General features: G+C 54.7%; 2 protein-coding genes. Both read right to left on the bottom strand.

Annotated features, from left to right (window positions below; genetic code table 11):
- Positions 1 to 15: 15 nt before the first annotated feature.
- The gene (locus AC0YNW_RS11525) at positions 16 to 11,100 is read right to left on the bottom strand and encodes a non-ribosomal peptide synthetase (RefSeq protein WP_475832065.1); all 11,085 of its coding nucleotides are present in this window, start codon (positions 11,098 to 11,100) and stop codon (positions 16 to 18) included.
- A 16-nt stretch (positions 11,101 to 11,116) separates the two neighbouring features.
- Positions 11,117 to 15,646, bottom strand: a complete 4,530-nt coding sequence (locus tag AC0YNW_RS11520; protein WP_475832214.1) for an amino acid adenylation domain-containing protein — start codon at positions 15,644 to 15,646, stop codon at positions 11,117 to 11,119.
- Positions 15,647 to 15,730 lie beyond the last annotated feature (84 nt).

Genomic DNA, 15,730 nt, shown 5'->3' with positions numbered 1-15,730 from the left:
TCACCTCACGGTTCGTTAGTCCAACACATCCAGAATGGCCGCCAGATCATCCATAGACAGCTCTTCGTCACTTATTGGCCTGATGGCAGTGTCTGCCTGCTGCATGCAATGTTCGATGATCTTAAGCAGCGCCGACCTGTAGCAGGCGGCAAGACGCTGCATCGACTCTTCCGAATGCTGACTGAAATCGCAGCCGATATGGAATTGAAGCTGCTTGTTCAGGACTGCTCCGTTCAGGTCGATCTCATGCGTCCGCTTATTGAGAGGCCCAATCATATGCCCCATCGGGAGTGCGGAGGGCTCGAACCATTCCGAACGCATATCCTGATCCAGCTGTCCGAGATAATTAAAGCTGATAGGCGGCACACGGCTTCCCATAACTATCTCATCCGATGCACGCTCCCCTCTGACAGCCAAATATTTCAGTATGCCGTAACCGATGCCCTTGTAGGGCACCTGCCTCAGCATCTCCTTCGTTCCCGGAACGGATTTCTGCGGCTTCCCTGCCTGCAAGACGACTGGGTAAGACGCCGTAAACCATCCAACTGTACGCGATACATCAACATCAGGTATCCCAAGCTCGCGCCCATGGCCCTCAAGTTCAATGGCTACCGTCTCCACGCCCGACCAATCTGCTATTGCCGTACCTAATGCGGCCAGCAGCAAATCTTGAATGACAGTACCATAGGCATGATGAGCCTTCCTGAGCAGCATGTCGGTCTCCTCTGGGGAGAAAACAATCGATACGCGCTCCGCTTCCCTAGATTGTGACTGACTCTGATCAATCGCCGTTCTCGGCAAGCGCGGCGTCCCTCTCACCAAGCGATCAACCTGCTCCCAATAATACGTCTCTCTAGCAAGCCGTCTGCCAGCTCCCATATGTTGAAGCTGTCTTGCCCAATACAGGTATGAATGCGTCTTGGCGGGAAGGCGGATGCTCTGCCCGCTCATTGCCTGTCCATAGCCAGTGGCGAAATCCTCCAATAGAATTTGCCATGACACAAGGTCGACGACCAAATGATGAATAACGATAAGCAGATGATCTCCTTCATCCGTCTGAAATAATGCCAATCTGACAAGTGGCCCCCTTGCCAGGTCGAAGCTTGCTTGCCATACATTGACGTCCGCTTCCATTCGCTCAGCCTGCCAGCCCAGTCCCTTATAATCATAGACAGCCAGCGTATGCCCCTGCTCATCGGCAGCGCGGTTCCATTGCGTTCTTCTTCCCTCCGTCCACGGATAAGTCATGCGCAGCGCGTCATGATGCTCAGTGAGCAGGCGGAACACGGCATCCACCTGATCTGGATCGAAGCCTTCTCTGCTGCGCAGTGCCATCGACTGATTCCAATGCTCTTCCCGCGCGAAGCCATGCCGGAAAAACCAATGTTGAATCGGAGTCAGCGGAACTTCGCCTGTGACAGCCTGTTGATCAATATCTGCTTGTGCGGTTGTAAGATGGTTCACCAGATCACGAATGACAGGACGAAGGAAGAGATCCCTGACTTCCAGCTTGAAGCCTTTTGTTTTTAAGCGTGACGAGATTTGAATGGCCTTAATGGAGTCTCCTCCAAGCTCAAAGAAGTTTTCGTCCGCATGAATGTCCTCGTGACCAAGCACATCCTCCCACACGGAGGCCAATAAGCGCTCCTGTTCATTCATGTCCTCCGATGATCGTGCAACTGGCCGGCCAGCGTCTGGCCTTGGCAACGCCTGATGATCAAGCTTGCCATTCGGCGTTAACGGAATCCGATCCAGCTTCATCAGATGAGCAGGAATCATGTAGAATGGCAGCCTGCTGGTCAGATGATGCTTCACTTCCTCGACGGCCAGTGTTTCCTCGGACACATAATACGCGCATAACATTCCCTTATCCGCTTCTTCCACCACGGTCACTGCCGCGTTCTGAATGGGCGGGCAGCTCAGCAAAGCCTGTACAATCTCAGCCGTTTCAATCCGATAGCCCCGTACCTTGACCTGTTCATCCAACCGGGCGATAAATTCCAGTTCACCCTTGGCGTTCCACCTGCCGAGGTCGCCCGTTCGATATAACCGATCCCCTTCCGAATAGAGATGAGGACCGAATTTCTCTTCCGTAATCCCGGGAAGATGATGATATCCTCTTGCAAGCCCTACACCGCTTATGCACAGCTGCCCAATGACGCCGATGGGCGCAAGTCTGTCGCCTGCATCCAAAATATAGACGCGCGTATTGGCAATCGGCTTGCCGATCGTCATCTTCTCCGCAGACGGGTCAATCGGCGCACAAGTTGTGACGGCGCTGTTTTCCGTAGGTCCGTATTCGTTGTAGCATTTGATCCCTGTTCTAGCCAAACGGGCAACCCGCTCCGGTCGAATCGCTTCGCCGCCCAGCACAATGGTATCCAGAGAGGTATCGCTGACGTCGAGATCACGCAGCATGGCATCGAACAGGCTTGGCGTCGCGGTCATATGGGTGATCGCTTCCTGTTGGATGTGTGATGCAATGGCATTCTGATCCCGCGATTGCTCTTGCGACAGTAGCACCACCTTCCCTCCCGATAGCAGAGGGGCGAACAGCTCTGCGGCAAAGGCATCGAATGCAACAGACAACAGCGGCATCACCGCGCTGTCCACACCGAATGTGTAGCGGCTTATTCGCCACCAAACCGTATTGACGATGCCTCGGTGCTCGATCATGACACCTTTTGGCTTTCCTGTCGTACCCGACGTATAAATGACATAGGCAAGGTCGTTTCCTTCGAAAGCGACAGACGGTACCAATTGTATGGCCGTATCTGCATCTGCCTCAGCGTCTATGGCATCCCGTGCAGCCGCTTGCAGGCTGACCACATCATCCCAAATAGGCGCGTTTTCCAACAATAGCTCCCCGCCTTGTCCATCCTCTTGCAGCTCGAGCATCCTGCAGCCAGAGGGCAGCGCATCCTTCAGATGATGCCCGCTTCGCGCAAGCAACAGGCTAGTTCCGCTATCCTCCAGCATGTATCGAATCCGCTCCGCCGGATAATCGGGATCAATAGGCACGTAAGCGGCTCCCGCCTTCAAGATCGCCAGGAATGCGACGATCAGGCCTGCCGAGCGCTCCGCGAGCACACCAACCATTGCACCCCGACTTACGCCCTGCCGCCTCAGCTCCCAAGAGAGCCGGCTGGATCTCGCATTCAGCTCCGCATAGTTGATCCGATCCGACTCGAAGACCACTGCCGTACGTAAAGGCGTTCGCATCGCCTGTTCCTCGAACAGAGCATGCAGCGTCTTCTCCTTCGGAAACGACGCCTCCGTCTCGTTGAATGTCTCCAACAATTTCCTTCTCTCGTCCTCGCCGAGCATTTCAAGATCGGCAAGCTTGGTGTCAGGATTCTGTACCGCAGACTCCAGCAGCCTCAAGAGATGACCGCTCCATCGTTCCATCGTCGCCTGCTCGAATAGTGCCGTGCTGTATTCCAGCGCAAACCGGATTTCTCCGTCCGACTCCCATGCCTCCAGCGTGAGATCCGCTTTCGCCACGTTCATCTCGACCGGATACGGCGAGACCTTAAGGCCTTCAAGACGGATTGGCGGCAGCGTCATGTTCTGCACGACCAGCATGACATCATACAGCGCATGGCGGCTCATATCCCTCTGCGGTTGAACTCTCTCCACCAGCTTCTCGAACGGGTAATGCTGATGCTCGTACGCTTCCAGCGCATGGCGCTTCACCTTCTCCACAAAGGCGCGGAACGTCTGGTTCGGCTCCGGTGCGTTGCGCAGCGCCAGCGTATTGACGAACATCCCGATCAGCCCTTCGATCTCCGGCGCATCCCTGCCCGCGACCGGCGTGCCGACGACGATATCCGTCTGGCCTGTGTAGCGCGACAGCTGGACGTTGTACGCCGCGAGCAGCAGCATATGCAGCGTCGCTCCGGTCGCCTCCGCCAGCCGCTTCACCTGTCCCGCCAGCTCTGTGCCCGAGCCGAACATAATCCGGTCGCCTGCGAAGCTGCGAACTGGCGGCCTTGGCTTGTCCGTCGGCAATTGCAGCACCGGCAGCTCTCCGGCGAACTGCGACAGCCAATACGTCTCCTGCGCCTGCATCGCTTCGCTGCCGAGCTGCTCCTGCTGCCAGACGGCATAATCCTTGTACTGGATGCGCGGCTTTGCCCGCTCCGGCCCGCCGTCGTACAGCTGCATCAGCTCCTCGGCCCAAATACCCATGGAGACGCCATCGGCAATGCTATGATGCATGTCCGTCAGGAGCAGGCTCCGCGCATCACCCATACGGACAAGGGCCACCCGCACAAGCGGCGCCTTCGACAGATCGAACGGTTGCAGGAATTGCTGGATATGTTCCGCCTCGCTCCGTCCTTCTCCGGTTATTTCCTCCAACGCCAGCTCTACGTCATCATGAATGAACTGCACCGGCTCCCCTTCATGCATGACAAGTGCCGTACGCAAACTATCATGGCGCCGAACGAGCGCATGCAATGCCTTCGACAGCCGCCCGCTCTCTACTTCCCCTTCGAGCAGCAGAGCGCCGGGAATGTTGTACAAGATGCTGTCCTTCTCCAACTGGCTAAGCACGAATATGCGTTTCTGTGCGGATGACTGCGGATAATACGCCAGCGATGGCGCTAATGGAATCGGCTTCCTCTCCCTGCTCTCCACTTCCTCCAAATAACCGGCCAGTTCCCTGATCGTAGGCATCCTGAACAGTTGCTGTAAGGGAATCGTTTTGCCGAAAATATCCTGTATCCGGGAGACAGCTCCCATGGCTTTCAGCGAATGGCCTCCTAGCTCGAAGAAATGATCATCCATGCCAATTCGGTTCATGCCCAAAACATCCTGCCAAATAAGCGTCAACTGCTTCTCCGTCTCATTGCCAGGCGGCGCATAGCCCCCTTCCTGATCGGCTGCATCCTCCGGCTTTGGCAGCGCCTTTTGATCTACCTTTCCATTAGAGGTCAGAGGAATACAGTCTATTCGCACAAAGTAGCTCGGGATCAAATGCTCCGGCAATTTCCGTGATAAGCTCTGCCGCCATTCGCCTTTGGGCTTCGTCTGCTCCGCCTCGTAATAGACACACAGGGACTGCTGGCCCGTTGCATCCGAGATGGCGATTACTGCCGCACCGCGAATGCCTGGCTCCCGCTGCACATGCAGCGCCACCTCGCCCAGTTCAATCCGGTGTCCCCGGATTTTCACCTGGTCGTCTATCCGTCCCCCGTATTCCAATGTCCCGTCTGCCAGCCATCTCGCCAAATCGCCCGTCCGGTACATCCGCTCGCCGGTCCTGTACGGATCGTGCAGGAAGCGCTCCGCTGTCAGCTCCGGCCGATTCAGATATCCTCTCGCGACTCCTTCTCCCGCGACGTATAGTTCGCCTGCGACTCCGATCGGAGCCAGTTGACCCGCTTCCGACGACCAGACATAAGCTCGTAGCGTTGGCAGCGGCTTGCCAATCGGGCTTACCGTTCCCTCCATATCGGCTTCATCCAGTTCACGGTACGTAACATGGACCGTCGTCTCCGTTATGCCATACATGTTCACCAGCTTGACGTCTGGATAGCTTGTCCGCCACGGCTTCAACCTGGATGGCGCAAGCGCTTCGCCGCCGAAGATAACGTATCTCAGCGACAGATTCCTGGCCGCAGGCCCGCTTATCGCCCCAGCGAGGGGATAGAACGCGGTCGGTGTCTGGTTCAGCACCGTGATGCCCTCTCGGACCAGCAGCTCCGTCATCGCTTGCGGGTCTTGCGCCACCGGCTTCGGCACGATATGCAGGCTGCCTCCGTAGAGCAACGCCCCGTACATCTCCCAGACGGAGAAGTCAAAGCAATACGAATGGAACATCGTCCAGCGGTCGGTGTCGCGGAAGTCAAAGCGATTCTCGCTATTCATGAGCAGGCGCACCACGTTCCGGTGCTCGATCATGACGCCCTTCGGTTTGCCTGTCGTACCCGATGTATAGATCACATAAGCGAGATCGTATGGACAAGACAGCACATCAACTTCACTACTTACGCTGAATCCATCCCCTTGATTGGAATGCAGATTTTTCCCGCTATCCGAATTCCTTCCCTGCCTAACACCATCAGGCCAAGGGGCATTCCCATCGTCTTTTATTCCTTCCGCCCTATCATCCCACTCAACCGTTCGGCCATCTTCTCGCAGCTCCAGCATTTTAATGCTGATAGGTAGTTCATTCTTCAAATCATGTTCTTGTCCGCTTTGTGCCAGCAGTACACAAGCCCCGCTGTCTTCCAGCAAGTAGCGAATCCGATCAGCGGGATACTCAGGATCAATAGGCACATAAGCGCCTCCCGCCTTCAATATCGCCAGCAGCCCGACGATCATCCCAATGGACCGGTCTGCCAGTACGCCCACAAGCGTTCCGCGTGTGACTCCACACTTTCGGAGCTCCGCCGCCAGACCAATAACACGAGCATGCAATTCCGCATAGCGCAGCTTCTCCTCGCCGTGTACGACCGCAATATGGTCTGGCGTCCGCATCGCCTGTTCCTCGAACAACGCATGCAGCGTCTTCTCCTGCGGATACGTCGCCTCTGTCTCGTTGAACGTCTCCAGCAGCAGCCTTCTCTCGTCCTCGCCGAGCATCTCCAGATCTGCCAGCTTAGTGTCAGGACTCTGTGCCGCCGACTCCAGCAGCTGCAAGAGATGACCGCTCCAGCGTTCCATTGTCGTCCGCTCGAACAACGCCGTGCTGTATTCCAGCGTAAACCGGATTTCTCCATCCGACTCCCATGCCTCCAGCGTGAGGTCCGCTTTCGCCATATTCATCTCGACCGGATACGGCGAGACCTTGAGACCTTCAAGTCGGAATGGCGGCAGCGTCATGTTCTGCACGACCAGCATGACATCATACAGCGCATGACGGCTCATATCCCGCTGCGGTTGAACCCTCTCGACCAGCTTCTCGAACGGGTAGTGCTGATGCTCGTACGCCTCCAGCGCATGACGTTTCACCTTCTCCACGAAGGCACGGAACGTCTGGTTCGGCTCCGGCGCGTTGCGCAGCGCCAGCGTATTGACGAACATTCCGATCAGCCCTTCCGTCTCCGGCGCATCCCTGCCCGCGACCGGCGTGCCGACGACAATGTCCGTCTGGCCTGTGTAGCGCGACAGCTGCACGTTATACGCCGCGAGCAGCAGCATATGCAGCGTCGCACCGGTCTCCTCCGCCAGCCGCTTCACCCGGCTGGCCAGCTCGACGCCCGAGCCAAACGTAATCCGGTCGCCTGCGAAGCTGCGGATTGGCGGCCTTGGCTTATCCGTCGGCAGCTGCAGTACCGGCAGCTCTCCGGCGAACTGTGACAGCCAATACGTCTCCTGTGCCTTCAGCGCCTCGCTGTCGAGCTGCTCCTGCTGCCATACGGCATAATCCTTGTACTGAATGCGCGGTCTTGCCCGCTCCGGCCCGCCGTCGTACAGCCGCATCAGCTCCTCGGCCCATATGCCCATCGAGACGCCATCGGCAATGCTATGGTGCATGTCCGTCAGAAGCAGGCTTCTCTCATCCCTCAGACGGACGAGCGCTACCCGCGCAAGCGGCGCCTTCGACAAATCAAACGGTCGAAGGAAATCTCGAATATGCTCCCCTTCACTCTGTCCTTCTCCGACTATTTCCTCCAGCACCAGCTCCGCATCATCCTGGATAACCTGCACAAGCTCCCCCTCGTGCATGACAAGCGCCGTGCGCAAAATATCATGACGACGGACAAGCGACGCCAGCGCCTTCGTAAGCCGCCCAATCTCTATCTCCCCTTCGAGCAGCAGAGCGCTGGGGATGTTGTACAACGTTGAATGTTCTTCCATCCCGCTCAGCACATAAAGCCGTTGCTGACCTGAGGCAGCGGGATAATGGTCACGCTCCGGCACTTCCCGGATCGGTTGACTGGACGGCTTCTGACCCTCTTCAGTATCTGTAATCGCTTGCAAGGAAGAAGCCCTCTCTCCCCTTACCTTATCCATGTAAGAGGCGAGCTTCCGAATGGTCGCATACTCGAACACGGCGGAGATCGGAATCGAACCATTCATCGATTGCTGGATTCGGCTGACGACACGCATTGCTTTCAGTGAATGTCCTCCGCAGTCAAAGAAATGATCGTCAATGCCAATGGTTTCAATCCCCAGTACATGCTGCCAGATCTGAACAAGGCTCCTCTCCGTTTCATTCGACGGAGGGATATAGGCGATCGAACGCTCCGCCTGTTCCTCCGGCTTCGGTAGCGCCTTGCGGTCGATTTTGCCATTCAGCGTAACCGGAATGCTCTCCACCTTTAAGAAATAAGCCGGAATCATATAGTCGGGCAAGGTTAGGGATAGACTGGCTCTCCAATCGCTGACCGAAATCGCGGACTCTGACAGGTAATAGGCGCAAAGAGAGCGCTCACCTGACGCATCTGGACTCATATGCACAGTAGCGGCGCTGACACCCTCTACGCTCAGCACCGCGCGCTCAACCTCGCTCAGCTCTACACGGAATCCCCGGATTTTAACTTGATCATCCCTCCGCCCCATATACTCCAGCGTACCATCGGGCAACCAGCGGGCAAGGTCCCCCGTCCGGTACATGCGAGTGCCTGGCGCGAATGGATCGGGAAAAAAGCGCAGACTGGTCAAATCCGGACGATTCATATAACCTCTGGCTACACTATCGCCCGCAATCCACAGCTCCCCGGGCACACCGACTGGCCGCAGCTTATAATCCGAATCCATAATATAGATTCTCGTATTATGGATTGGCTTGCCTATCGGCGGCAATTCGGCCATATCCTGCTTCGGATCAAGCGTGAACATCGTGACCACATGCGTCTCCGAGGGACCATAATGGTTGTGCAGCCGCGCGTCATTGCGCCCAAGCCACTGCTGAAGCAGCTTTCCTGCCATAAGCTGCTCTCCGGCAGCCACAATATGATTGATGCAAGCTGGCAGCAGCTCCAGCGCTGCGCTGTCCTGACCTAGAAACTTCACAAGAGACGAAGGAAGAAACAGGGTTTCAATCTCTTCCCGCGCCACCATTGCGAATAAGCGAGGCAGATCCTTCTTCATATCATCCGGCACGATATGCAGTTCGCCGCCTGCCGTAAGCGTCGAAAATAGTTCCTGATAGCATACATCAAAGCTGCCGGCCGCATATTGCGCCACTTTGGCGCTAAAATCGATTCCGGCAATGTCATTCTGAGACTGCAACAAATTAAGCATCGTGCGATGCTCCAGCATAACGCCCTTCGGCTGCCCCGTTGTGCCTGATGTATAGATCACATTGAACAAATTGGAGGCTGAATGCTCAGAGACCTCCCGCTCGGCCCATGAGCAGTCCTCGATCAAGCCGGGACTATGCTTCTGAACGAGCAGTACGCTGCGATCGTCCAGAATCGACAACCCTTCTGCCGGAGGATTCGATAGAAGCACGAGTCCGCAAGCGGAATCCTCCAGCATATGGCGAATTCGCTCATGGGGAAGATTAACGTCAATGGGAAGAAAAGCGCCTCCGGTCTTCAGCGCAGCCATAATGCCGATAACAAATTCAATGGACCGATCCATCATAATGCCCACTACACTGCCGGTTTGTATACCTTGACGACGCAGCTCGGTAGCCAATGAAGAGGCGCGCCTGTTCAGTTCGCCGTAAGTTATGCGGCGTTCGTCCTGGACGACTGCGGTTCGTTCAGGAGCAAGCTGAGCCTGAATCTCCACTTGACCGTGTACGGAACTGCCCGATTCTACTGGCGACCGCAAGCCTTGAAAGCCGTCCAGCCGTTGCTTGTCGGTCATAGATAACAAATCCAGCTCTTCTATCCCAATAGCCGGATCGGCTATAATCCGCTTGGCCGTATGAAGCCAGTGCTCGCCTATCCATGCCATCATTGCAGGATCATAGACATTGGCGTTATAGGTCATTTGAATCGCTGTCTCTTCCTCCGCCCGCACCATGACATGCAAGTCGTAATTCGTCTGCTCGAACACTTCCATACCGGTGATTCGGAAGCCCGTCTCATTCGGATCTCCAGATAATCCGGCCATATCGAGCGGATAGTTTTGAAATATAAATAGATGGTCAATCAAGCTCTGTCTGGAGCCCGTACGCTGCTGAATATCCGCCAGAGAAACGTGATGATGGCGTTGCGATCCGCTAAGCTGTTGATGGACGGCAGCAGCCAGTTCGGAGAACCGCATACCAGGCTCGTTATGTACCCGAACGGGAATCGTATTAATAAAAAGTCCGACCATCCTCTCGATGCCTTCGATCTCCGGCGGTCTGCCGGAGACGACCGTGCCGAACACAACATCGTCCGTACCGGCATACCGCTGCAGCAGCACTCCCCATAACGCTTGCATGATATGATTGACCGTCACGCGATGCCGCATCGCCGTTTCCTTAAGTCCGGCTGTGACTTCCCGATCCCATGTTAGATCCAGTCGTTCCTGCCGATATGCCCCGTCCCGCTTCAACCGTCTAGGGAGCGTTGCATGTTGCCCGTAACCGCTTAAGAACCGTTCCCAGTAGTCCAGCGATTCCTCCACTGGCTGCTTGCCGAGCCACTTCATATAATCGCTAAAAGGATACGACCTCTCGTCTGACTGGGGCTGTCCCAGACGCAGCTTGCGGTAATAACCGAACAGATCACCAAGTACAAGCTGGATGCACCAGCCGTCCATCAAGATATGATGATGGCTTAGAAGAAGTTGGTAGGCTCTATCCCCTGTACGAATCAATGCGGCCCGAAGCAGCATATCGCTGGACAGGTCGAAACCTCGAAGCCGGTCACGCTCCTGAACATGCTTCACATGCTCATCCGCTTCTTCGGGAGATAGATGCGACACGTCCTCATAGACTACTGAGCCATTCCTCTTATGGAGCACTACCTGCAAGGGCTGCTCGATCCCCTCATGCAGGAATACGGTGCGGAACATATCATATTTCTCTATCAATGCCTGAAAACTTAGTTGAAGCCTATCCAAATTTATCGTGCCTTCCAGTGCTATCGTCATTTGCTCAAAATAAGCAAGCGACTGCCTGTCCCTTAAGTAATGATAAAAAATTCCTTTCTGCATCGGTGTCAAATGGTACATGTCCTTCACATTGCCTCGACTCAGTTCCATCGTTTCACATCACATCCTATTTCCAGATTCCGCCTTGCTCCAGCATAAGAAATACATGCTCCATGTCGCTTGTGGACAAGCCTTCCGCCGAAAAATCGCTTGGCGTATGCACGGCTTCCTTCAAGCTCAGACAATGATTCAGAACATGCCTCAGCATCCTTTCGAAGCTCTCCGCCAATCTCTCCATCTCTTCCGCATCATGCAGCTTGCGATTGTAGCCAATATGGAAGGTCAGCTTCTCATCCGCGACCATCCCGATCACTTCAACAGGCTCAGTGCGCCTGTTGCCGCCCCCTATTGCAGCACCCGCTCCATACGGAGAAGGCCCCAATATTCCATTGCTGAACTCCTGATCGAATTGTCCCAAATAGTTAAAGCCGATCGCCGGTTGAACCGTCAGCGCGCTCTTCATAGCAGCATCCTTTGCCAAATAACATAATGCGCTGTACCCGATGCCTTTGTTAGGCACGCTGCGCAGCATCTCCTTGGTTGCCCGAATTTGGCGCGATACTTCATCCTTCGCGTGGGCTTCAAGCCTAATCGGATAGATGGAGGTAAACCAGCCTACCGTTCGCGACACATCCGCATGGCGGCCTATATGCTCCCTTCCATGTCCCTCCATCAGAACGATGCGCTCCTGAATTCCCTTCCATTCTCTCAGCGCCAGACCAAGCGCTGACAGCATCAGCTCTACAGCTTCTGTCCGGTATGCCTGATTCGCCCTCCGCAGCAGCAGACTGGTCTCTTCTTCCGACAGACGCACTGCAATTGTGCTTGCATCCTGCTGCAAATCGTCTGCCAGCGGCTGAACGAGCGGCTTTTCTTCCTTGCAGATGCTGCTTAATTCCTCCCAATAAGGCAGTTGCATATGAAGCTCGCTGCTATCGGCATATTGCTGCAGCCAGGATGTCCATTGACTGAACGATAGCGTCTTGGCTGGCAGCTCTATGGTCCTTTGCTGAAGAGCATGCTCATATCCCTCGAAGAAATCCTCCATAAGAATGCGCCATGATACCCCGTCAATGAGCAGATGGTGAACCACCAGCAGCAGATGGTCCCCATCGTCTGTCTGGAAGATCGCGGCGCGGGCAAGCGGTCCTTTGGCAATATCCAATGATCCTTGCAGGTTGCCTGCTTCTTGCTCAATTAACGCCGGAATGTTCTGCCTTCCCCTCAGATTCATAATTGCAAGCTCAATCGCTTCACTATCGGGACTTCGGCTAATTTGCCGCCTAATAGGATCGCCACTGTCCGGATAGACCATTCTTAACGAATCATGATGTTCGGCTAGCTTCCTCAAGACCCTTCCTACAAGCTCCGGCTGCAGAGCTTCCTTGCTATGGAACATAAAGGACTGGTTCCAATGATGACGGTCGCGAAATGGCTTCTCAAAAAACCATCTCTGAATCGGCGACAATGCAACCTCCCCGACAACGGGCTCTTGATCGGCCCATGCGTCCATCGGCTTGGCGTAAGGGGCTGCGGCTGCAATCGTCGGGTATTGGAGCAGATCCTTCATCTCCAATTTGTAGCCGGTTCTGTACAAGCGAGACGCGATCTGCATTCCCTTGATGGAATCCCCGCCCCACTCAAAGAAGTGATGATCCGTACCGATTCCCTCAATCCCCAGCACTTCGCTCCAGATTCGAGCAAGCTGCTTCTCCACCTCCGTTACCGGCTCCCGGTACATATGGCCGCTCTCCCGGTTGTCCTTGGATGGCACGGGCAGCTGCTTCTGAGCGACCTTTCCGTTAGGGGACAGCGGGAACTGCTCCATGATCATGATGAATGACGGCAGCATATAACCGGGAAGCACCTTCGCAAGGCGACTTCTGATGTCTTGCTCATCAAGCGGTTCTGCCAATCTCACATAGGCGCATATCTGACGCTGACCGCCTGTTTCGGGCGCTGTCACAATCGCATCCCGAATCTCTGTCATGTCCAGCAGCTTGCTCTGGATCGCCTGCAGCTCGATGCGGTAACCTCTCACTTTCACTTGATCGTCTTCTCTTCCGATATATTCGAGGTTGCCATCAGACAGCCATCTGGCCAGGTCCCCTGTCCTGTACATTCTCTCTCCGGGGCGAAACGGCGAGGGAATAAACTTCTCCTCCGTCAGGTCAGGGCGGGCCTGATAGCCTCGTGCCAGCCCCGGACCCTCCAGAGCGATCTCGCCAACGGCGCCGACCGGAAGCAAGCGGCAATCCTGATCAATAATGCGTACAATGGAGCCAGTAATCGGCTTGCCAATCGGCAGCATGCCGCCGGACTTCAACTGTCGGTAACACGTAGTAACAACACTATTCTCTGTTGGACCATATTCATTGGTCAGCTCGATCATAGAATTTATTTGCTGGCTTTTGGCGATAAGGGCGGCCGTAGTCTTCTCACCTGCCAAGGTAATAACCTGCAAGGTTGCCATATCTTCTGGCGAGCAGTCTTCTAGCAAAGTAAGGTATAAGGAGGGAGTCGTGATGAGGTGCGTGATAGTATCCGCTCGTATCGATTCGCGTATGGACAGTACATCCTTGGCAGCATCCTGCTGCAATATAACTGCAGCTGCGCCCGACAGAAGCGGTGTCCATAAGCTGGCGACAAAACCGTCAAAGGCATATGAAAACAATTGAAGCGCTCTGGCTTCGGAAGACAACTTGTATTCTTCCACTCGCCATGTCAAAGCGTTGCAGATCGAGCCATGCTCGATCATGACCCCTTTGGGCTGTCCGGTAGAGCCCGAGGTATAGATGATATATGCCAAATGCCCGGGAGTGGCCCACTGTGGCAGTTCCGAGGCGTCACGATCATACGTGTAAGGCTCCTCCACATTAAGGCAGGACGGGTATTCGTCTGTTATGGAACCGATATTCGCTTTGTCCGTGATGAGCACTTGCGGCTCACATTCCCTCAATATAAAACGGATATGCTCGTCCGGATATTCAGGATCAATTGGTACGTAGCAGCCCCCCGCTTTCATGACAGCCAGCAAAGCGGCGATCATGAGGGGAGACCGGTTCATCAGCACTGCCGCGCTCCGGTCGGGAGTCATGGCATAATGTTTCCGCAGCGTCCTGGCCAATCGATTCGCCGTTTCGTTTAATTCCCTGAATGTCCATCGCTCGTTGCCACAGATAACCGCTTCGTATTCCGGCGTCAATGCCGCTTGCTTCTCGAACAGCCCGTGGAGCGTTGCCGATTGGATGCCCGGTTGGGAGATATGATGAAATTCCGCGATCTTCGCCTCGTCTTGAGGCAGACCTATGCTCATGGCTTCTAGGGGCTGATTCGGGTTATTGAAGGTCTGGTCCACCAGATACAAGAGCTGATCGTGCAGGCGTTCGATGTCACTCTCGGTGAATAGTCCGGTTTTATAATCCACATCCATGCATAACCGATTTTTGTCCCGATGATGATTTACCCGAACAAGCAGGTCATTCTCTTCTTCGTCTGGGAAAATATGCGTCAGCTCGTACTTAATGCTATCCGTTTGATAGACACTGCTGGCGCGGTATTCCATGGACACCCGAAACATCGGATCAGGATTAGCGGTTACCCCTCTGACTTCCTGATAGAGAAGATTAAACGGATACCTTTGATGCTTCGCGATGGTTTTCTTTTTCTCGTCGACCTGCTGCATGAATGAAAGAATCGGCATATGGCGGTCTAAGCGCATACGAAACGGAATGGTGCCTACGAGCATGCCAATAACCGATTTGTCTTCATCGCGCGTGCGATTGGCATATGGCGTTCCGATTACGAGGTCATTTGTTCTCCATAATTTGGACTGCAATAGAAATAGGAGTGAGATAAACATGGTATAGGGGGTAATCTTATGGTTGCTGCAAAACGCCAATATCTCGTTGCTTCTCTCGCTCGACAGCAGTCTGGTGAATCGTGTGCCTGCCGTTGCACCGGAGGATGGCCAATAATGCGGAACTTGCGGAAGGTCCGCGCATTCCTCCAGCCAAAACTGTCGATCCTGCTGAAACGTGTCCGATTGCTCATACTGGGCTTCCGCTTCCAGAAACTCGCTGTAGGAAGCTCCGCCGTCCGATATTGCTCTCCCTTCGGTTAATGCCAGATAAATCTCAATCCAGCGCCTGGCCAACAAGTCAAGGGTGTAACCGTCGCATAGCAAGTGATGCAAGAGCATAAAGACGATGCATTCCCGCTCGCTCAGCTTAATGAGTGTGAATGCGTACAGGTCGGCATGCTCGGCATATAGACGCTTGCGCGATTGCTCTTGCATCCAGGCCTCCATATCAAGCTGTGCTCCATCCAGCACAGCCAGTGTCGAACCATTGAACGGAACCGCATACTGCTCCGGCTCGTCCTCTCCGTGCTCCGCAATACGAATGCGCAAGCTCGGCGTTTGCTCCATCAGCAGCCGGTACGTCTCTTCCATTCGCGAATAATCAATGTCGCAATCGTTCCATTTCAATTTGATAATGGCGGGCACCGTGCAGATCGGCGTGCCAGGGTGGAGCTTCTCGGTGTACCATACTCTCTTCTGCGCATGCGACAAAGGGTATCGTTTCCATTCCAGCATCGAATTCAAGTCCTCGCTTCCTGTTCTTGAATATTCGTCTGTCAGCTCATGGGGAGGAGCGTGTTGAGGATAAAAAAATAGCAA

It is taken from the genome of Paenibacillus sp. J31R120 (assembly GCF_056269225.1).
Note: the sequence above shows the minus strand (reverse complement) of the source record. Positions and strands in the feature narration are given on the sequence as shown.

Bases quoted from the DNA above. Each gene is read 5' to 3' on its own strand.
- AC0YNW_RS11520 (WP_475832214.1), bottom strand. From the start codon at position 15,646: ATGCTGGAATGGAAACGATACCCTTTGTCGCATGCGCAGAAGAGAGTA.
- AC0YNW_RS11525 (WP_475832065.1), bottom strand. From the start codon at position 11,100: ATGGAACTGAGTCGAGGCAATGTGAAGGACATGTACCATTTGACACCG.